A 23,313-nucleotide genomic window follows, 5' to 3' on the forward strand; every position below is an offset into this window, starting at 1 on the left:
CAGGAAGGTTCCCCACGTCATGCCCGATGACAAGAAGCTCGTCGACTACCTCAAGTGGGTCACGGCCGATCTGCACAAGACCCGTCGGCGGCTGGAGGAGGCGGAGGCCCACCGCCGCGAACCCATCGCGGTCGTCGGCATGGCCTGCCGACTGCCCGGAGGCGTCGCGACCCCCGAGGAGTACTGGCGGCTCCTGGAGGAGGGCCGAGACGGCATCGCGCCCTTCCCGGCCGACCGCGGCTGGGACCTCGACGCCCTGAACGGTGAGGGGGCCGGCAGCAGCGCGGCGGGTGAGGGCGGCTTCGTCGACGCCGCCGCCTTCGACGCGGGCTTCTTCGGGATCTCGCCCCGCGAGGCGGTCGCCATGGACCCGCAGCAGCGCATCCTGCTGGAGACCACCTGGGAGGCGGTGGAGAGGGCGGGCATCGACCCGGTCTCCCTGCGTGGCAGCCGCACCGGCGTCTACGTCGGCACGGCCGGTGTCGACTACGTCGGTGTCGTCATGAACTCCCGGGAGGACGCCGAGGGCCACGCCACCACCGGCCTCACCGCCAGCGTGGTCTCCGGCCGCCTGTCGTACGCCTTCGACCTCGCCGGGCCCGCCGTCACCGTCGACACCGCCTGCTCCGCCTCGCTGGTCGCCATCCACCTGGCGGCCCAGGCGCTGCGCAACGGCGAGTGCGGCCTCGCGCTGGCCGGCGGCGTCACCGTGATGTCCACCCCGATGGGCTTCTCGGGCTTCACCCGCCAGGGCGGCATCTCCACCAGCGGCCGCTGCAAGGCGTTCGCCGACTCCGCCGACGGGACCGGCTGGGCCGAGGGCGCCGGCGTCCTCGTCCTGGAGCGGCTCTCCGACGCCCGCCGCAACGGCCACCAGGTACTGGCCGTCGTGCGCGGCTCGGCCGTCAACCAGGACGGTGCCTCCAACGGTCTGACCGCCCCCAACGGCCCGTCCCAGCAGCGCGTCATCCGCCAGGCACTGGCCGGCGCCGGACTCTCCGCCGCCGACGTGGACGCCGTGGAGGCACACGGGACAGGCACCCCGCTGGGCGACCCGATCGAGGCCCAGGCGCTGCTGGCGACGTACGGGCAGGACCGGCCCGAGGACCGGCCGTTGCTGCTCGGCTCGGTGAAGTCGAACATCGGCCACTCCCAGGCCGCCGCCGGCGTCGCGGGCGTCATCAAGACCGTGCTCGCCATCCAGCACGGCGTCCTTCCCCGCTCCCTCCACATCGACGAGCCCTCCAGCCACGTCGACTGGAGCGCGGGCAACGTCCGCCTGCTCACCGAGAACACCGTCTGGCCCGAGACCGGCCGCCCACGCCGCGCCGGGGTCTCCTCCTTCGGCATCAGCGGCACCAACGCCCACGTCGTGATCGAGCAGGCGCCCGAGCCCGAGGAGCCCGCGGCGCCCGAGGACGGGACGCCCGCCGCCAGGCCCACCGTCGTCCCCTGGGTGGTGTCCGCGAAGACCCGCGAGGCGCTCGACGCGCAACTCGCCCGCGTCACCTCGGTCACCGGCCCCACACCGCTCGACGTCGGTCACTCGCTGGCCACCGGACGCTCCACCTTCGAACACCGTGCGGTTCTCCTCGCGGGCCCCGAGAGTGAACCGGCCGAGGCCGCGCGAGGACGGGCCACCGAGCGCACACTCGCTGTCCTGTTCTCGGGGCAGGGTTCGCAGCGTGCGGGGATGGGCCGGGAGTTGTACGGGCGTTTCCCGGTGTTCGCGGAGGCGCTGGACGCGGTGGTGGCCCGTCTGGACGCGGGGCTGGAGCGTCCGCTGCGGGAGGTGCTGTTCGCGGAGGAGGGTTCGGAGGCGGCGGCGCTGCTGGATGCGACCGGGTACACGCAGCCCGCGCTGTTCGCGGTGGAGGTGGCGCTGTTCCGGCTGGTGGAGTCGTGGGGGGTCTCGCCGGAGTTCGTGGCGGGGCATTCGGTCGGGGAGATCGCGGCGGCTCATGTGGCGGGGGTCCTCTCGCTGGACGACGCCTGCGCGCTGGTCGCCGCCCGCGCCCGTCTGATGCAGGAGCTTCCCTCCGGCGGGGCGATGGTGGCCGTGCGGGCGGCCGAGGACGAGGTGGCGCCCCGGCTGACCGACGGCCTGTCCCTCGCCGCCGTGAACGGTCCCGACTCCGTCGTCGTGTCCGGCCCCGAGAGCGAAGTGGCCGCCCTCGCGGCCGAGTTCGAGGCCGAAGGGCGGAAGGTCCAGCGTCTGTCCGTCAGTCACGCCTTCCACTCGGCGCTGATGGAGCCGATGCTCGACGCCTTCCGCGAGGTCGCCCGCTCACTGGTCTACGCCGAACCGCGCGTCCCGGTGGTCTCCCACGTCACCGGCGCCCTCGCGGAGCCCGGTCAGCTCACCGACCCCGAGTACTGGGTGCGGCACGTCCGCGAGACCGTACGCTTCGCCGACGGCGTCCGCGCCCTCGCCGAGGCGGGAGCCGACGCCTACCTGGAGATCGGCCCCGGCGGCGTCCTCACGGCCCTCGCCCGGCAGAGCCTCGACACGCCCGACGGCGGTCCCGGCGCCGTGGCCGCCCCGGCGCTGCGCTCCCGGCGGCCCGAGCAGGAAGCCCTGCTCACCGGTCTCGCCCAGCTGCACGTCGCGGGCGTCCGCGTCGACTGGGGCGCCTGGTTCACCGGCACCGGCGCCCGCCGCACCGACCTGCCCACGTACGCCTGGCAGCACCGCCGGTACTGGCCGCGCCCGCTCGCCCACGCCGCCGACCTCCCCGGCGCCGGACTCACCCCGGCCGAGCACCCCCTGCTCGGGGCCGCGGTCTCCCTCGCCGGTTCCGAGGGCGTCCTGCTGACCGGGCGCGTGGGTCTGCGCACTCATCCCTGGCTCGCCGACCACGTCATGGGCGGCCTCGTCCTCTTCCCCGCCACGGCCTTCCTCGAACTCGCCGTCCGCGCGGGCGACCAGGCCGGCTGCGGCCGCGTCCAGGAACTCACCCTCACCACTCCGCTCGTCCTCGACCCGCGAGGCGCCGCCTCCGTGCAGGTCGGCGTCGGCCCCCCCGACGCCGCCGGCTGCCGCCCGCTCGCCATCCACTCCCGGCCCGAGGACGCCGCCGACGACGAGCCCTGGACCCAGCACGCCACCGGCGTCCTGGTCGCCGGAGCACGCCAGGTCGCCTTCGGCCAGAGTGCCTGGCCCCCCGCCGACGCCACCCCCGTCGACCTGGACGGCTTCTACGAGCGCACCGAGTACGGCCCGCTCTTCCAAGGGCTGCGTGCCGTGTGGACCCGGGACGACGAGGTCCTCGCCGAACTCGAACTCCCCGCCCGCGCCGACGACGCCGCCCTCTTCGGCCTCCACCCCGCCCTGCTCACCGCCGCCCTCCACGCCGTGGAGTACGTCGAGCTGAAGGACGCCGACCAAGGGCTCCTGCCCTTCTCCTGGTCCGGCGTCACCCTGCACGCCTCCGGGGCCGCCCGGCTCCGGGTCCGTATCACCAAGGCCGGTGAGGACACCGTCAGCATCGCCGCCGTCGACACCGCCGGCCGGCCCGTGCTGTCGGTCGAGTCGCTGGCCCTGCGGCCCTCCGGGGCGGCTCGCCTGCTCAAGCCCGGAACCGACCGCTCCACGCTCCTCGGCCTCGACTGGGTCCCCGCCGAACCCACCGGGCCCGCCGTCGCCGGCCCCCGGGTCGCCCTCGGCACCGACCCGTTCGGCACCGGCACCGTCCTGGCAGGCCTTCACGAGGTCACCGAGGCAGGCACCCAGGTCCTCGTACCCGTCCCCGACGGCGGCGAGGACCCGGTCACCGCCACCCACGAGGCGACCCGCGCCACCCTCGCCCTCGTCCAGGAGTGGCTGGACGGCCCCCGCCCGGCGGGCGCACGGCTGGTCTTCGTGGCGCGCGGCGTCGTGGCCGCCCGTCCCGGCGACATGGCCGCCAACCTGGCCGGGGCCGCGGTGTGGGGCATGGTCCGCACCGCCCAGGCCGAGCACCCCGCCGACTTCTCCCTGGTCGACGTCGAACCGGGCGCCCCGTTCCCCCTGGAGGCCGTCCTCGCCGTCGACGAGCCGCAGGCCGCCGTCCGCGACGGACAGGTCCTCGTCGGCCGCCTCACCCAACTGCCCCCGCCCACGCCCCAGGACGGTCCGGAGAACACCGACCCGTTCGGTGTCACCCGTGGCGGCACCGTCCTGGTGACCGGGGGCACCGGCACCCTCGGCGCCCGTACCGCCCGCCACCTCGTCACCCGCCACGGCGCCACCCGGCTCCTGCTGGCGGGCCGCCAGGGCCCCGACGCCCCCGGCGCCGCCGCCCTGTGCGAGGAACTGACCGCCCTCGGCGCCCAGGTCACCGTCGCCGCCTGCGACGTCTCCGACCGCGACGCCCTCGCCGCACTGCTCGGCGGCATCCCCGCCGAGCACCCGCTCACCGCCGTCGTGCACGCCGCCGGAGTCCTCGACGACGCCGTCGTCACCTCCCTCACACCGGACCGCCTGGCCACCGTCCTGCGGTCCAAGGCGGACGCCGCCTGGCACCTGCACGACCTCACCCGTGGCCTCGGCCTCGACGCCTTCGTCCTCTACTCCTCCATCTCAGGCGTCACCGCCCGCGCCGGCCAGGCCAACTACGTCGCCGCCAACCTCTTCCTCGACACCCTCGCCCAGCACCGGGCCGCCCAGGGCCTGCCGGCCCTCTCCGTCGCCTGGGGCGCGTGGGACCTCGACGAGGGCATGGCCGGCGACCTCCTCACCGACACCGGCCGCCGCCGTATCCGCTCCGGCGGCATCGACACCCTGCCCGGCGACCGCGCCCTGGACCTTCTCGACACCGCGCTCACGCTCGGCGAGCCGCTGGTGGTCGCCACCAACCTGGCCGCACCGCCCGCCACCGCCCACCTCGACGAGGTGCCGCCGCTCATGCGGGGCCTGGTCCGTCCCCCGCGCCGGACCGCCTCCGCCACGACCGACGCCCCGGCCCGCGTCCTGGACGCGGCCTCCTTCCGCGAGGAGTTCGCGCATCTCGGCGCGGGGGAGCAGGAGACCACCCTGCGCGAGACGGTCGTGGCCTGCGCCGCCGCCCTCCTCGGCCACACCGACACCTCGGAGATCGACCCCGACCGCGACTTCCTGGAGCTCGGCTTCGACTCCCTGATCGGTATCGAACTGCGCCGCAAGCTCAGCGAGGTCACCGGTCTCCAGCTCCCCGCGAGCATCGTCTACGACAGCGGCTCCCCGAACGGGCTCACCGCCTGGCTGCGTACCGAACTCGGCGCGCAGGGCGGCGGCGCCCCGCAGACCGGCGCCGCCGGGGGCCCCACCGAGAACGACTCCATGGAGCGGCTGTTCCTCGACGGCCTGGCCCAGGGCAAGGTGCGCGAGGCACAGCGGATGCTCGCCACCGTCGCGGCGCTGCGCCCCTCCTTCGAGGTGACCGCCGAACTGGAGGACCTGCCCTGGCCGGTGACGCTCTCCGAGGGCCCCGCACCGACCCGCCTGGTATGCGTCAGCGCCCCCACCGCCAACGGCGGCGTCCACCAGTACGCCACCCTCTCCGGCCACTTCCGCGGCCGCCGCGACGTCACCGCGCTGCCCCTCATCGGCTTCAACACCGGTGAGGCCCTGCCCGCCCACGCCGAGGCGGCCGCGCGGATCATCGCTGACTGCACCCTCCAGGCCGCCGACGGCAAGCCCTTCGTCCTGGTCGGCCACTCCTCCGGAGGCTCCCTCGCCTACGCGGCGGCCGGAGTCCTGGAACACGTCTGGGGCATCCGGCCCGAGGCCGTCGTCCTCCTCGACACCCTCAGCATCCAGCACAAGAGCGACGAGGGCGTCGACTACAACGGCATGATGAAGTTCAACTTCACCGCCGTCGACGACTCCCCGGTGCGCCTGACCAACTCCCGCCTGTCCGCCATGGGCCGCTGGATGGTGCTCCTCAACGCCCTCGACGTGCACCCCACCACCGCCCCCGTCCTGGAGATCAAGTGCACCCGGGCGCTCATCGAGGGCGTCCCCGCCCCCGACCCCGAGCGCCTGTACCTTCCGGTCGTCCCCGACGCGGAGGTCCGCCCCCTGGACTCCGACCACCTCTCCCTCATCCGTGAGGACTCCGGCCCCGCCGCCGACCTCATGGACGCGTGGCTGACCGCCCTGGAGACCACGGCCGCCACCGACGAGCCGGAGACCGCCCCCGCCGGCTGACTGCCCCCCACCCGCGAGGCCCCGTTCCGTCACCCCCGACGGAGCGGGGCCTCGTCGGCCCCGGGACCGAGCGGGCCCGGCCCCCCCCGAGCCGTCCCGCCCTCCGCCGTCGCGAATTCCCCGCCCGGCGATCCGCCCCGCCGATATCGGAAACCGTCGAGGGAATTCACCAGACCTCGGACGGAGAACCCGCCTCGACCGGAACCCGCGCCCCCACCAGCCTCCCCATGCTTTAGGGAAACCCGCAGTCCAAGACGGCCAGACTGGCTCTCGCACCGGGCCGTCCCGTACGGCCCGGGGCCGCTTTCCCGGACGAGTCCCCTGACTTCCGGGAGCGCGAACTGGGTCGGGGCGTGGAATTCGGGAATCGCCGCCTCCGCGTTTTCCGGTATCTCATGGAGAGGTGGGCACCTGATGTCGAACGAGGACAGGCTCCGCGCATATCTCAAGCGGGCCGTCACCGATCTCCAGGAGGCCCGGCAGCAGCTCAGCGACGCCGAGAACCGCGACCGCGAGCCCGTCGCCGTCGTCGCCATGGCCTGCCGCTACCCCGGCGGCGTGCGTACCCCCGAGGACCTGTGGGAACTGGCCCGCGACGGAGTGGACGCCATCTCCGCGTTCCCCGCGAACCGTGGCTGGGACCTCGACCACCTGTTCCACCCGGACCCCGCCCACCACGGCACCACCTACACGCGTGAAGGCGGATTCCTCCACGACGCCGGTGAGTTCGACCCGGCGTTCTTCGGGATCTCGCCGCGCGAGGCCCTGGCCATGGACCCGCAGCAGCGGCTCCTGCTGGAGACCTCCTGGGAGGCGCTGGAGCGCGCCGGCATCCTGCCCGACACCCTCGCGGGCAGCACCACCGGTGTCTTCGTCGGCACCGGGCACGGCGACTACGACGGCGCCTCGCGCGGCCGCCAGGAGGAGGTCGCCGGGCACCTGCTCACCGGCAACACGGTCGCTGTCGCCTCCGGCCGCCTGTCGTACACGTACGGCTTCGAGGGCCCCGCCGTGACGGTGGACACCGCCTGCTCCTCCTCCCTCGTCGCCCTGCACCTGGCCGTCCGTTCGCTGCGGCAGGGCGAATGCTCGCTGGCCCTGGCCGGCGGCGCCACGGTCATGTCGACGCCGAAGATGTTCACCGAGTTCTCCCGCCAGCAGGGCCTGGCGGCCGACGGGCGCTGCAAGCCCTTCGCCGCCGGCGCCGACGGCACCGCCTGGTCCGAGGGCGTCGGCCTGGTCCTGCTGGAGCGGCTCTCCGACGCGCAGCGCAACGGCCACGAGATCCTCGCCGTCATCCGGGGTTCCGCCATCAACCAGGACGGCGCGTCCAACGGCCTGACCGCCCCCAACGGCCCCTCCCAGCAGCGGCTGATCCGCCAGGCCCTCATCGACGCCGGCCTCACCTCGGGCGAGGTCGACGTGGTCGAGGCGCACGGCACCGGCACCACCCTCGGCGACCCCATCGAGGCACAGGCCCTCCTCAACACCTACGGGCAGGACCGCGGCGACGCGCACCCGCTGCTGCTCGGCTCGCTGAAGTCCAACACCGGCCACACCCAGGCCGCTTCCGGCGTCGCCGGGGTCATCAAGATGGTGCAGGCCATGCGCCACGGCACCCTGCCCAAGAGCCTCCACGTCGACGCGCCCACCCCGCACGCCGACTGGGCGGCCGGGGGCGTGGAACTGCTCACCGAGTCCACCACCTGGCCCGAGACGGGCCGTCCGCGCCGCGCCGCCGTCTCCTCCTTCGGCGTCAGCGGCACCAACGCCCACCTCATCCTGGAACAGGCCCCCGAGGACCAGGCCCCCCGCACGGAGGACCCCGGCACCGAGCCCGCCGGAACGACCGGCGACGGGACGTGGCGGTCGTGGATGGTGTCGGGCAAGTCGCGTGCGGCGGTGGGGGAGCAGGCGGCGCGTCTGGCGGCGTCGGTGCGTGCGTCCGGGGCCTCGGTGCTGGACGTGGCGCATGCGCTGGTGTCGTCGCGGGTGGCGATGGACCGGCGTGCGGTGGTCGTGGGGTCCGACCGTGAGGAGCTGCTCGCGGGGCTGGACGCGCTGGCGGCGGGTGAGCCGTCCGTGCGTGTGGTCGAGGGCACCGCCGGTGAGGGTGCGGGTGATGTGGTCTTCGTGTTTCCGGGGCAGGGTTCGCAGTGGGTGGGTATGGCGGTGGAGTTGTTGGGTTCGTCGCCGGTGTTCGCGGGGCGGGTGGCGGAGTGTGCGGCGGTGTTGGAGCCGTTTACCGGGTGGTCGTTGCTGGATGTGCTGAACGGTGTGGAGGGTGCCGCGTCGTTGGAGCGGGTGGATGTGGTGCAGCCGGTGTTGTGGGCGGTGATGGTGTCGTTGGCGGAGGTGTGGCGGGCTCAGGGTGTGGAGCCGGGTGCGGTGATCGGTCATTCGCAGGGCGAGATCGCGGCTGCGGTGGTGGCGGGTGGTCTGTCGTTGGAGGACGGTGCGCGGGTGGTGGCGCTGCGGTCGCGTGCGTTGCGTGCGTTGTCGGGTCTGGGCGGCATGGTGTCGGTGGCGCGGGGTGTGGAGGAGGTTCGTGGTCTGCTGGCGGGCTGGGAGGGGCGGATTGGTGTGGCGGCGGTGAACGGGCCGTCGTCGGTGGTGGTGTCGGGTGATGCGGGTGCGTTGGACGAGTTCGTGGCCGTGTGTGAGGAGTCGGGTGTGCGGGCGCGTCGGGTGGCGGTGGACTACGCGTCGCACTCCGCCCATGTGGAGCGCATCGAGGAGGAGCTGGCCGAGCTCCTGGCTCCGGTGGCGCCGCGTTCGTGTGATGTGCCGTTCTATTCGACGTTGTCCGGTGGGGTGATCGACACGGCTGGTCTGGACGCGGCGTACTGGTACGGGAACCTGCGGGGGACGGTGGAGTTCGAGGCGGGGACGCGTGCGTTGCTGGCTGACGGGTTCCGGGTGTTCGTGGAGGTGAGTGCGCATCCGGTGGTGGCGACCGGGGTGCAGGAGACCATCGAGGACGCGGGGGTGCAGGCCGGTGTCGTCGGCACGCTGCGGCGTGACGAGGGTGGTCTGGAGCGGTTCGCGCTGTCGCTGGGTGAGGCGTGGGCGCTGGGTGCCGGGGTGGACTGGGAGACGCACTACGCGGGCACCCGGCCCCGCCACGTCGACCTCCCCACCTATCCCTTCCGCCGTGACTGGTACTGGCTGACGCCCGCCGAGTCGGCGGCAGCGGCGGCCACCGGCGACCCCGCCGACGGCGACTTCTGGTCGGCCATCGAGAGCGGTGACCTCACCCGGCTCTCCTCCGTGCTGGAGGTCACCGGGGACGACGTGGAGGCGTTCGGCACGCTGCTGCCCGCGCTGGCGTCCTGGCGCCGTCGCCGCACCCTGCGCTCCACCCTCGACACCTGGCGCTACCGCGTCACCTGGACCGCGCTGACCGGCGCAGACGGCGCAGACGGCGCCGTCCCCGCCGGCCGCTGGCCCGCGCTCGTCCCCGCCGGCCACGCCGACGACCCCTGGGTGCGCGCGGTGCTGGGCGCCCTCACCGCTCGCGGCCTGCGCGTCGAGCGCCACGACCTCACCGGCGACGAGGACACCGCCGCGCTCACCGCCCTGCTCACCGGCGCCGGTGACACCGAGACCGACGGCGCCGAAGGCATCGCGGGCGTCCTCTCGTTCCTCGCCCTCGACGAGCGCCCCCACCCCGACCACCCCGCCGTACCGCGCGGCCTCGCCACCGCCAAGGAGCTGCTGCACGCGCTGTCCGGCACCGAAGCCTCGGTGTGGGCGCTGACCCGCGGCGCCGTCGCCGTCGACAGCCGCGACCGGCTGACCTCGCCCGTCCAGGCCGAGACCTGGGGCTTCGGACGCGCCGTCGCCCTGGAACTCCCCGACGCCTGGGGCGGCCTCGCCGACGTGCCCGCCGACCCCGACGCCCGCAGCCTCGCCCGCCTCGCCACGCTCCTCGGCGGCCCCGAGGACCAGATCGCCGTACGCTCCTCCGGCGCGTACGCCCGCCGGCTGGCCCGGATGCCGCTGCCCGAGCCGGCCCGGGCCACCGGCGCGGACGCGGAACTCGCCGTGCGGGCGGCCGACGACGACGGGATCGGGGGCTGGGGCGACCACGACACCGTCCTGATCACCGGCGGCACCGGTGCGCTGGGCGCCCGCGTGGCCCGCTCGCTCGCCGCCTCCGGCGCCCGCCACCTGGTGCTCACCAGCCGCCGCGGGCCCGGAAGTCCCGGTGCCGCCGAACTCGTCGCCGAACTGGAGGAGCTGGGCGCCCGGGTCACCGTCGCCGACTGCGACGTGGCCGACCGCGACCAGCTCGCCGGTCTGCTGGACTCCCTCCCCGCCGACCTCCCCCTCACCGGCGTCGTGCACGCCGCCGGTGTCCTGGACGACGGTGTCCTCGACGCCCTCACCCTGGACCGCTTCGACGCCGTCCTGCGCCCCAAGACCCTCGGCACCGCCAACCTCCACGAGCTGACCCGCGACCACGGCGTCACCCTGTTCGTGCTCTTCTCCTCGATCGTCGGTGTCCTCGGCAACGCCGGACAGGCCAACTACGCCGCCGCCAACGCCTATCTGGACGCCGTCGCCGAGCAGCGGCGGGCCGAGGGCCTGCCCGTCACCTCCGTGGCCTGGGGGCCGTGGGCCGACGCGGGCATGGCCACCGCCGACGTGCTCGCCGACCGGATGAGCCACGACGGGCTCGCCCCGATGGACCCCGACACCGCTGTCGCCGCGCTGCGCGCCGCCGTCGCCGAGGGCGCCCCGCACGCCACCGTCCTCGACGTGGACTGGCGGTCCTACGCCTCCGCCATGACCGCGGCCCGGCCCAGCCCGCTCGTCGGCGACCTCCCCGAGGTCCGCCGTGCTCTGGAGGCGGCCGCCGCCTCCGCGCCCGACACCCACGCCCTGCGCGACCGGCTGCGCGGCCTCGCCCCCGCCGAACAGGACCGGCTGCTCACCGACCTGGTCCGCGCCGAGGTCGCCACCGCGCTGCGCCATTCGTCACCGGAGGCCGTGGACGTCAACCGTGCTTTCAAGGACCTGGGCTTCGACTCGCTGACCGCCGTGGAGGTCCGTAACCGGATCACCGCCGCCACCGACGTCAAGCTGCCCACCACCCTCCTCTTCGACCACCCCAACACCAGGGCGGTCGTCGCCCACCTGCGTACCCTGCTCCTCGGCGACGAGCGCCCCGCCGCCGCGCCCGTCGTCGTCTCCGCGGGCGCCACCGACGAGCCCATGGCGGTCGTCGCCATGGCCTGCCGCTTCCCCGGCGGCGTCACCACGCCCGAGGAACTGTGGCACCTCATGGCCGCCGAGGTGGACGCCGTCTCCACCCCGCCCGAGGACCGCGGCTGGGACCTCGACGCCCTGTACGACCCGGACCCCGAACGCCACGGCACCACCTACAGCCGTGAGGGCGGCTTCATCCAGGACGTCGCCGGATTCGACCCGGCGTTCTTCGGGATCTCGCCGCGCGAGGCCCTGGCCATGGACCCGCAGCAGCGGCTCCTGCTGGAGACCTCCTGGGAGACCTTCGAACGCGCCGGCATCGACCCGGGAACCCTGCGCAACAGCGCCACCGGTGTCTTCGTCGGCAGCATCACCACGGACTACCAGGTCCGCCTGGGCGGCGCCGCCGCCCAGGAACAGCTCGCCGGCCACCTCATGACCGGCAACGCCTCCAGCATCGCCTCCGGCCGCCTGTCGTACACGTACGGCTTCGAGGGCCCCGCCGTCACCATGGACACCGGCTGCTCCTCGTCCATGGTCGCCCTCCACCTGGCCCTGCAGTCGCTGCGCACCGGCGAGTGCACGATGGCCCTGGCCGGCGGTGTCACCGTCATGTCCACGCCCGAGCCCTACGTCGAGTTCTCCCGGCAGCGGGGTCTGGCGGCCGACGGGCGCTGCAAGGCATTCGCCGAGGGCGCCGACGGCATGGGCTTCGCCGAGGGCGTCGGCCTGGTCCTGCTGGAGCGGCTCTCCGACGCGCGCCGCAACGGTCACCCGGTGCTCGCCGTGGTCCGCGGCTCCGCCCTGAACCAGGACGGCGCGTCCAACGGCCTGACCGCCCCCAACGGCCCCTCCCAGCAGCGCGTCATCCGCCAGGCCCTCGCCAACGCGGGCCTCGCCCCGGGCGAGGTCGACGTGGTCGAGGCGCACGGCACCGGCACCCCGCTCGGCGACCCCATCGAGGCGCAGGCCATCCTCGCCACCTACGGCCAGGACCGCGACCCGGCCCGGCCGCTGCTGCTCGGTTCGCTCAAGTCCAACATCGGCCACACCCAGGCCGCCGCCGGCGTCGCCGGCATGATGAAGATGATCCTGGCGATGCGGCAGGGCACCCTGCCCAAGAGCCTCCACATCACCCGGCCGACCTCCGTCGTGGACTGGTCGAGCGGCGCCGTCCGCCTCGTCACCGAGTCCACCCCCTGGCCCGAGACCGGGCGTCCGCGCCGCGCCGGCGTCTCCTCGTTCGGCATCAGCGGCACCAACGGCCACCTCATCCTGGAGGAGGCCCCCGCCCCCGAACCCGCCGAGGACGAGCCGGCGGACCCGTTCACCGAGCCCTCCGCGGACGACTCGGCCGACACCGTCCGGTCGTGGATGGTGTCGGGCAAGTCGCGTGCGGCGGTGGGGGAGCAGGCGGCGCGTCTGGCGGCGTCGGTGCGTGCGTCCGGGGCCTCGGTGCTGGACGTGGCGCATGCGCTGGTCTCCTCGCGGGTGGCGATGGACCGGCGTGCGGTGGTCGTGGGATCCGACCGTATGGAGCTGCTCGCGGGGCTGGACGCGCTCGCCGCCGGGGAGCCTTCCCCGCGTCTGGTGGAAGGCTCGGTCGGTGAGGGCTCCGGCAAGGTCGCCTTCGTGTTCCCGGGGCAGGGTTCGCAGTGGGTGGGTATGGCGGTGGAGTTGTTGGGTTCGTCGCCGGTGTTCGCGGGGCGGGTGGCGGAGTGTGCGGCGGTGTTGGAGCCGTTCACCGGGTGGTCGTTGCTGGATGTGCTGAACGGTGTGGAGGGTGCCGCGTCGTTGGAGCGGGTGGATGTGGTGCAGCCGGTGTTGTGGGCGGTGATGGTGTCGTTGGCGGAGGTGTGGCGGGCTCAGGGTGTGGAGCCGGGTGCGGTGATCGGTCATTCGCAGGGCGAGATCGCGGCTGCGGTGGTGGCGGGTGGTCTGTCGTTGGAGGACGGTGCGCGGGTGGTGGCGCTGCGGTCGCGTGCGTTGCGTGCGTTGTCGGGTCTGGGCGGCATGGTGTCGGTGGCGCGGGGTGTGGAGGAGGTTCGTGGTCTGCTGGCGGGCTGGGAGGGGCGGATTGGTGTGGCGGCGGTGAACGGGCCGTCGTCGGTGGTGGTGTCGGGTGATGCGGGTGCGTTGGACGAGTTCGTGGCCGTGTGTGAGGAGTCGGGTGTGCGGGCGCGTCGGGTGGCGGTGGACTACGCGTCGCACTCCGCCCATGTGGAGCGCATCGAGGAGGAGCTGGCCGAGCTCCTGGCTCCGGTGGCGCCGCGTTCGTGTGACGTGCCGTTCTATTCGACGTTGTCCGGTGGGGTGATCGACACGGCTGGTCTGGACGCGGCGTACTGGTACGGGAACCTGCGGGGGACGGTGGAGTTCGAGGCGGGGACGCGTGCGTTGCTGGCTGACGGGTTCCGGGTGTTCGTGGAGGTGAGTGCGCATCCGGTGGTGGCGACCGGGGTGCAGGAGACCATCGAGGACGCGGGGGTGCAGGCCGGTGTCGTCGGCACGCTGCGGCGTGACGAGGGTGGTCTGGAGCGGTTCGCGCTGTCGCTGGGTGAGGCGTGGGCGCTGGGTGCCGGGGTGGACTGGGAGACGCACTACGCGGGCACCCGGCCCGGCCACGTCGACCTCCCCACCTATGCCTTCCAGCGGCAGCACTACTGGCCGCGTTTCGCCGAGCTGGGCGGTGACGTCAGCTCGGCCGGCCTCGACTCGCCCGACCACCCCCTGCTCGGTGCCTCCGTCGAACTGGCGGGCGGTGACGGCCTGGTGGCCACGGCACGGTGGTCGCTGCGCACCCACCCCTGGCTGGCGGACCACGCGGTGTCCGGCACCGTGATCGTCCCCGGAACCGCGCTCGTGGAGTCCGTGATCCGGGCCGGAGACGTCCTCGGCTGCGGCCGGATCGAGGAACTGACCCTCCAGGCCCCCGTGGTCCTCCGGGAACGGGGCGAGGCACAGGTTCAGATCGGCGTCGGCGAGCCCGACGCCTCCGGCCGCCGTCCCGTCACCGTCCACACCCGCACCACCGGCCCCGACGGCGCCACCGAGGAACTCTGGACGCTCCGCGCCCAGGGCACCCTCACCGAGCCGGGCGCCCCCGCCGTCGACCGGCCCGAGGAGTTCACCGCCTGGCCGCCCCCCGGCGCCACCGCCGTCGCCGCCGAGGGCTTCTACGAGCTGCTCGCCGCCCGTGGCTACGCGTTCGGGCCCGTCTTCCAGGGCGTACGCGCCACCTGGAGCCGCGGTGAGGACCTGTACGCCGAGGTCGTCCTGCCCGAGGAGGTCCGCGGCGACGCCGGGCGGTTCGGCATCCACCCCGCGCTCCTCGACGCCGCCCTGCACGCCGCCCACCTCGCCCCCGGCAGCGCCGGGCGCACGGTCGTCCCGTTCACCTGGAGCGGGGTCTGCCTGCACGCCGCCGGAGCGACCTCGCTGCGCGTCCGCGTCTCCCCGGCAGGGCAGGACGCCATCTCCGTCCAGCTCACCGACCCGACCGGCGCCCCGGTCGCCACCATCGACGCCCTGGTCGTACGCGAGATCGCGCCGGACACCCTCGATCCGTCCGCCCGCGCCGCCCGCGACTGGCTGTTCCGCCTCGACTGGACACCGGTCACGCCGCCCGCCGCCGTCCCCGCCGCCACCGGCTGGGCCGTCCTCGGCACCCCGGCCGCCCCGGTCACCGCACCCGACGGCAGCGGAGCCGCGCTGCCCGCCTTCGCCACCCCCGGCGGACTGGCCGAGCACACCGAGGCCACCGGTCACCGGCCGGGCGCAGTCCTGCTGTTCGCCGGGGCCGCCGCGTCGGGCACGGCCGCCGCGCCCGACACCGAGCCGGGCGTCCCGGACGCCGTCCTCGGCGACGTGCTCGCCACCGTCCAGAGCTGGCTCGCCGACGAGACCACCGAGGGCGTCCCGCTGGTCGTCGTCACCCGCGGCGCCGTCCCCACCGGCCCCGCCGACCCCGCCCACGACCTGCCCGGCGCCGCCGTCTGGGGCCTGGTGCGCTCCGCCCAGTCCCAGCACCCGGGCCGCCTCGTCCTGGTGGACCTCGACGTCCACGACGACTCCTGGCTCGCCCTGCCGGCCGCGCTCGCCGCCGGTGAGCCCCAACTCGCCCTCCGCGAGGGCGCCGCGTACGCGCCGCGCCTGGTCCGCCCCCGCACCTCCGACACCCTCACCGTGCCCGAGGGGACAGGGAACTGGCGCCTCGACATCCCCGAGAAGGGGTCCGTCGACCGGCTGGACCTCGTCGCCGCCCCCGGGACGGCCGAGGAGCCCGCCGCCGGCGAGGTGGTGATCGAGGTGCGTGCCGCCGGACTGAACTTCCGCGACGTCCTCAACACCCTCGGCATGTACCCCGGCCCCGCCGTGCTCCTCGGCGCCGAGGCGGCCGGCGTGGTCACCGCCGTGGGCGAGCAAGTCACCGGCTTCGCCCCGGGCGACCGCGTCATGGGCCTGGTCTCCGGCGGTTTCGCCCCCCGCGCCGTCGCCGACGCCCGCATGCTCGCCCCCGTACCCGACGGCTGGACCTGGGCGCAGGCCGCCTCCGTCCCCGTCGCCTTCCTCACCGCCTACTACGGACTGCGCGACCTCGCCCACCTCGACTCCGGCGAGTCCGTCCTCGTACACGCCGCCGCCGGCGGTGTCGGCATGGCCGCCGCCCAGCTCGCCCGCCACTGGGGCGCCGAGGTCTACGGCACCGCGGGCGACCACAAGCGCACCCTGCTGCGCGCCGACGGCTGGGACGACGCCCACCTCGCCTCCTCCCGCACCCTCGCCTTCGAGGACCGCTTCCGCGCCACCAGCGGCGGCCGCGGCGTCGACGTCGTCCTCAACTCCCTGGCCGGCGACTACATCGATGCCTCCCTGCGGCTGCTCGCCCCCGGCGGACGCCTCGTCGACATGGGCAAGACCGATGTCCGCGACCCCGGGCAGGTCCTCCGTGACCACCCCGCCGTCGCCCTCTACCAGGCGTACGAACTGCGTGAGGCCGGTGAGGACCGCATCCAGGAGATGTTCCGCGACCTGTCGGAACTCTTCGCCTCCGGAGCCCTGCGGCCCCTGCCCACCGTCACCTGGGACGTCCGGCACGCCCGCGAAGCCTTCCGCCACATGGCCCAGGCCAAGCACTACGGCAAGATCGTGCTCACCCTGCCGCGCGCCTGGGACCCCGAGGGCACCGTCCTCGTCACCGGGGGCGCCGGTGTCCTCGGCGGCATCCTCGCCCGCCACCTCGTCACCCGCCACGGCATGCGCCACCTCGTCCTCACCGGCCGCCGGGGCCCCGACACCCCCGGCGCCGGAGAACTCGCCGCGGAGCTGCGGGAACTGGGCGCCGAGGTCACCCTCGCCGCCTGCGACGCGGCCGACGCCGACGCCCTCGCCGCGGTGCTCGCCGCCGTCCCCGCCGAGCACCCGCTGACCGCCGTCGTCCACGCCGCGGGCGTCCTCGACGACGGCGTCCTCGAATCCCTCACCCCCGACCGGCTGCGCACCGTCCTCGCCCCGAAGGCCGACGCCGCCCGCCACCTGCACCGCCTCACCCGCGACCTCGACCTCGCGGAGCTGGTCCTGTTCTCCGCGGGCGCCGGCGTCTTCGGCAACGCCGGACAGGCCAACTACGCCGCCGCCAACACCTACCTCGACGCCCTCGCCCACCGGCGCCGCGCCGACGGCCTGCCCACCACCTCCCTCTCCTGGGGCCTGTGGGCCGACACCAGCGCCCTGACCGGGCAGCTCGACGACACCGACCTCGCCCGGGTGCGCCGCTCCGGTGTCCTGCCGCTCTCCGCCGCCGACGGCACGGCCCTCTTCGACGCCGCCCTCGCCGAGCAGCGCCCCCACCTGGTGCCGGTCCGCCTGGAGACCGGGCAGCTGCGCGCCTCCGGCGACGAGGTCCCGCCCCTGCTGCGCTCCCTGTACCGGGGCCCGGCCCGGCGCACCGCCGACGCGGGCGCCGCGACCGGTACCGACGGCCTGCGCGCGCGCCTGGCCGGCCGCTCCGCCGAGGACCGGCTCAGCACCCTGCGCGACCTGGTCGGTGCCCACGCGGCCGCCGTCCTCGGCCACGACGACACCGAGCCGTTCCACGCCGGCCGCGCCTTCCGAGACCTCGGCTTCGACTCGCTGACCGCCGTCGAACTGCGCAACCGCCTCAGCACCGCCACCGGTCTGCGGCTGCCCGCCACCCTCGTCTTCGACCACCCGACCGTCGCCGCGCTCGCCGCCCACCTCGACGGCGAACTCTCCGACGGCACCCCGGCCGCGCTCCCCGCCGCGCCCGCACCGGCTCCCGCCGCGACCCGCGACGACGACCCCTTCGCCGTCGTCGGCATGGCCTGCCGCCTCCCCGGCGACATCCACTCGCCCGAGGACCTGTGGCGGCTGCTGGCCGACGGCGCCGACGCCGTCGCGCCCTTCCCCGACGACCGTGGCTGGGACCTCGCCCGCCTCTACGACTCCGTCCCCGAGGGCCAGGGCAGTTCCCGTACCCGCGAGGGCGGCTTCCTCCACGACGCCGCCGACTTCGACGCCGACTTCTTCGGCATCTCCCCTCGTGAGGCGCTGGCCATGGACCCGCAGCAGCGCCTGCTCCTGGAGACGGCCTGGGAGACCTTCGAACACGCCGGCATCGACCCCCGCTCGGTACGCGGCAGCCGCACCGGCGTCTTCGCCGGCCTCTCCTCCAGCGACTACCTCAAGCGGGTCACCCACGTCCCCGACGAGATCGCCGGATACGTCAACAACGGCAACGCCAACAGCATCGTCTCCGGCCGCGTCTCCTACACCCTCGGCCTGGAGGGCCCGGCCGTCACCGTCGACACCGCCTGCTCCTCCTCCCTCGTCGCGCTGCACATGGCGCTCCAGGCCCTGCGACGCGGCGAATGCACCATGGCTCTGGCGGGCGGCGTCACCGTCATGTCCTCGCCCGAGATCATCGTGGACTTCTCCCGGCAGCGCGGCCTCGCCGCCGACGGCCGCTGCAAGCCCTTCGCCGAGGCCGCCGACGGCACCGGCTTCTCCGAGGGCGTCGGCCTGATCCTCGTCGAGCGGCTCTCCGACGCCCGCCGCAACGGCCACCAGGTGCTCGCCCTGATCCGGGGCTCCGCCGTCAACCAGGACGGTGCCAGCAACGGCCTCAGCGCCCCCAACGGCCCCGCCCAGCAGCGGGTGATCCGCCAGGCCCTCGCCGACGCGGGTGTCGGCGCCGCCGAGGTCGACGCCGTCGAGGCGCACGGCACAGGGACCCGCCTCGGCGACCCGATCGAGGCCCAGGCGCTCCTCGCCACGTACGGCCGCGACCGGGACGGCGGCCACCCGCTGCTCCTCGGCTCCGTCAAGTCCAACCTCGGCCACACCCAGGCCGCGGCCGGTGTCGCCGGGGTGATGAAGATGGTGCTGGCCCTGCGTCACCGCCTGCTCCCCGAGAGCCTGCACATCGGCGCGCCGACCCCGCACGTCGACTGGGCGGACTCCGGCGTGCGCCTGCTGACCGAGGCCACCGCCTGGCCCGAGCCCCCCGCCCCCCGCCCGCGCCGCGCCGCCGTCTCCTCCTTCGGCATCAGCGGCACCAACGCCCACGTGATCCTGGAGGAGGCCCCCGCCGCCGGCCCGGACGGCGGCGAGCCGGAGCCCACCGGCGCCGACGCGGCGGAGACCGGCCCCGCGCCCCTGCCGTGGGTGCTGTCCGCCCGCAGCGAGGCCGCCCTGCGCGGCCAGGCCAGGGCCCTCCTCGCCCACCTCGACGCCCACCCCGGGACCGACCCCGCCGACATCGCCCACACCCTGGTCACGCGCCGGGCCCAGCTGGAGAAGCGGGCCGTCGTCGTCGGAAGCGCCACCGGCGACTTCCGCGCCGGCCTCGCCGCCCTCGCCGAGGGCAGCCCCGCCGCCCACGTGGTGACCGGCGGCCGGGGAGCCGGACGCGACCGCCGGACCGTCCTCGTCTTCCCCGGACAGGGTTCCCAGTGGGCCGGCATGGGCGCCGAACTCCTCGACGCCAGCCCGGCCTTCGCCGACCGCGTCGCCGCCTGCGAGGAGGCGCTCGCCCCGTACGTCGACTGGTCCCTGACCGCCGTCCTGCGCCAGGAGGAGGGCGCCCCCACCCTCGACCGCGTCGACGTCGTCCAGCCCGTCACCTGGGCCGTGATGGTCGCCCTCGCCGAGGTGTGGCGCGCCCACGGCCTGCGCCCGGCCGCCGTCCTCGGCCACTCCCAGGGCGAGATCGCCGCGGCGGCCGTCGCCGGAGTGCTCTCCCTCGCCGACGCAGCCAGGATCGTCGCGGTCCGCAGCCGGGCCATCGCCCGCGAACTCTCCGGACACGGCGGCATGGTGGCCGTCACCGCCTCGCACGACGAGGTGACCGCCCTCCTCGCCGACCTGCCCGGCGTCTGTGTCGCCGCCGTCAACGGACCCTCCTCCGTGGTGGTCTCCGGCGACACCGGTGGCCTCGACACGCTCCTCGCCGCCTGCGAGGAACAGGGCGTCCGCGCCCGCCGCGTCCCCGTCGACTACGCCTCCCACTCGGCCCACGTCGACCGGCTCGCCGAGAGCCTGCCCGCCGCCCTCGACGGCATCGAGCCCCGCGACGGCGACATCCCCTTCTTCTCCACCGTCACCGCGGACTGGCACCCCGGCACCGGACTCGGCGCAGACTACTGGCACCGCAACCTGCGCGGCACCGTCCGCCTGGAGGAGTCCCTGCGGGCCCTCGTCGAGCAGGGCCACGACGTCTTCGTGGAGTGCGGCCCGCACCCGGTGCTCACCGTCGGCATCGAGGACACCGTCGCCGCCCTCGGGGCCGACGCGGTGGCCCTCGGCTCGCTGCGCCGCGACGACGGCGGCCCCGCCCGTGTCCTGACCGCCCTCGCCGCCGCCCACGTCGAAGGCGTTCCCGTCGACTGGCGCCCCGCCGTGTCCCACGGCACCCCCGTCGACCTGCCGACCTACGCCTTCCAGCGCCGGCGGTACTGGCTGGAGGCCGGCACCTCTCAGGGCGACCCGGCCGGCCTCGACACCGTCGTCCGCCTGGCCGATGGCGGAGCCGTCCTCAGCGGCTCCCTGTCCCTCGCCACCCAGCCCTGGCTGGACGCCCACCGGACCCACGGCGTCGCCGTCCTCCCCACCACCGCCCTGCTGGACTGGGCGGTCCGGGCCGGCGACGAGACCGGCCTGCCCGTGGTCGCCGCACTCGACGAGCACAGCCCGCTCGTCGTGCCCGAGGAGGGGCGCGTCGAGATCCAGCTCACCGTCTCCGCCCCCGAGACCAACTCCCGGCCGTTCTCCGTCCACTCAAGGCCACACGCCGCCGACGCGGGAGAGCCCACCACCCCCTGGACGCGGAACGCGACCGGTGTCCTCACCGACCGGCCCACCACCACCCCGCAGGCTTCCGGCCCCTGGCCGCCCGCCGACGCGGTCGCGGGGGACCCTGCCCCCGCGCGCGCCCTCGCCGAGGACCGCGGTCTCGACCTCGCCGCGCCCTTCGACACGGTGCGCTCCCTGTGGCGTGCCGGCACCGACGTCCTCGCCGAGGTCGCACTTCCCGACACCGCGCACGCCGAGGCGGCGCTTTTCCGCCTCCACCCGGCGCTGCTCCAGACCCCGCTCGCCCTGGCCGCGACCGCCGAGGAGGCCACCGCACCCGTCCTGCCCGCCGCCTGGCGGGACGTCACCGTGCACGCCACCGGTGCCACCAGGCTCCGCGTCCGCCTCACCCCGGGAGACGACTCCACCTGGACCGTCGAAGCCCGCGACGCCGCAGGCGACCTCGTCCTCACCGGCACCGCCGTGACCCGCCCGGCCGGCCCCGACCGGCTCCCCGCCACCGCCGGCCCTGAGGCCCCGTACCGGGTCGCCTGGCTCCCGTGGACCGACAGCACCTCCTCCGCCAGCCCGGAACCACACGGCCCGTGGGCCGTCATCGGTGCCCCCGGACGGCTCGCCGCCGCCCTCGAACGCAGCGGCGCCACCGTTCAGCTCCACCCCGACCTGGCCGCCCTCACCACCGCCCTCGACAACGACGAGGCCGCACCTCCCGCCCTGGTCGTCGCTTTCCACGGCCGCGACAGCGGCGAGGACCCGACGAGGGCCGCGCACACCTCCGCGACCCGTGCCCTGGAGCTGTCCACCGCCTGGCTCCGGGAGCCGCGCCTCGCCGACGCCCGGCTCCTCCTGGTCACCGAGGGCGCCGTCGCCACCGGCCCGGACGACACCGTTCCCGGCCTCGCCGACGCCACCGCCTGGGGCCTGCTGCGCTCCGCCCAGACCGAGCACCCCGGACGCTTCCTCCTGGCCGACCTCGACCCCGCCCCCGGCGGCACCGACGAGGACAGCGCCGCGGACACCCTGATCGCCGCCGCCGCGGCGGCCGGGCGCACCGGCGAGCACCAGCTCGCCGTACGGGCCGGCACCGTCACCGTGCCGCGCCTCGTCCCCGCCGGCCACCCGGAGGGCGCCCCCGCGCCCACCGCCACCGCTCCGTGGGGCGAGGGAACCGGAGCCGGCACCGTGCTGATCACGGGCGGAACCGGCACCCTCGGCGCCCTCGTCGCCCGTCACCTCGTCACCCGCCACGGCGTACGCCACCTGCTGCTCACCAGCCGTCGCGGGCCCGACGCCCCCGGCGCGGCGGCCCTGCGCGAGGAACTCGCCGCGCTCGGCGCCGAGGCCGAGATCGTCGCCTGCGACGTCGCCGACCGCGAGCAACTGGCCGGCGCCCTCGACGCCGTACCGGCCGAGCACCCCCTGACCGCCGTCGTCCACACGGCCGGCGTCCTGGACGACAGCACACTGGACGGCCTCACCCCCGACCGCGTCGCCCACGTCCTGCGCCCCAAGGCCGATGCCGCCTGGCACCTCCACGAACTCACCCGCGACACCAAACTCACCGCGTTCGTGATGTTCTCCTCCTACGCGGGCGTCGCCGGTGGCCCCGGCCAGGCCAACTACGCGGCCGCCAACGCCTTCCTCGACGCCCTCGCGCAGCACCGCCGGGCGAGCGGCCTGCCCGCGCACTCCCTGGCCTGGGGCCTCTGGGAGGACCGCAGCGACCTGACCGGCGCCCTCGACACCACCGGTCTCGCCCGCCTGGAACGCTCCGGCATCCGGCCCCTCACCGCCGGACAGGGGCTCGCCCTCCTCGACGCGAGCACCGCCCTGGACACCGCCCACCTCGTCCCCGTACGGCTCGACACCCGCACCCTGCGCGCCGACGAGGTGCCCCAGCTGCTACGGGCCCTGGCCCGCCCGACCGTACGGCGCGCCGCCGACTCCGGGCCCGACGCGGCCACCGGCGCTCCGGCGGACCTCCGCGAGCGGCTGGCCGGCCTCAGCGGCCCCCAGCAGCGGGCGCTGCTGCACCGTACGGTCCTCGGCCACCTCGCCGCCGTCCTCGGCCACGCCTCCGCCGCGTCCCTCGACGCGGACCGCGGCTTCCTCGACCTCGGGATGTCCTCGCTGACCGCGGTCGAACTCCGCAACCGGCTCAACGCCGACACCGGGCTCTCCCTGCCCACCACCCTGATCTTCGACCACCCGGACCCGGCCGCCCTCGTACGCCACCTCCAGGCCGAACTCGGCACAGCCAACGGCGAATCCGGCCAGCCCGTCTTCGCGGAACTGGCCGCCCTGGAGGCCGCCGTCGGCGGCGCCGCCCTCGACGACCAGGACCGCGCCCGCCTGGCGCAGCGACTCAAGGCCCTCGGGTGGAAGCTCGACGCCACCTCCCGGGACGCCGAAGAGCCCGACGACGACTCCGACCTCGACACCACCACGGACGACGAGATGTTCGACCTCATCGACAACGAACTCGGGCTCGCCTGACGGCGCCTGGCCGCCGGCGCGTCCACGAGCGCGTCGGCGGCCACCGCTCCCGCCCCCCGTCCCGGCCACCGCGTCCTTCCCGAATTCAGAGGATCCACCCC

At 75.2% G+C, this 23,313-nt stretch carries 2 protein-coding genes; both read left to right on the forward strand.

The window, feature by feature from the left end:
* The first annotated feature begins 19 nt into the window (after window positions 1-19).
* Window positions 20-6,169 carry a type I polyketide synthase gene (locus OIM89_RS29220; protein ID WP_264491743.1) on the forward strand — a complete coding sequence of 2,050 codons (6,150 nt, stop codon included), beginning with the start codon at window positions 20-22 and terminating at the stop codon, window positions 6,167-6,169.
* Between the two features lie 411 nt (window positions 6,170-6,580).
* Complete coding sequence (locus OIM89_RS29225; RefSeq protein ID WP_413747431.1) at window positions 6,581-23,212, forward strand: type I polyketide synthase; 16,632 nt, start codon at window positions 6,581-6,583, stop codon at window positions 23,210-23,212.
* Window positions 23,213-23,313: the final 101 nt, after the last annotated feature.

Origin of the sequence: Streptomyces sp. BI87 (assembly GCF_025957665.1) — a bacterium.
Taxonomy (GTDB): domain Bacteria; phylum Actinomycetota; class Actinomycetes; order Streptomycetales; family Streptomycetaceae; genus Streptomyces; species Streptomyces albidoflavus.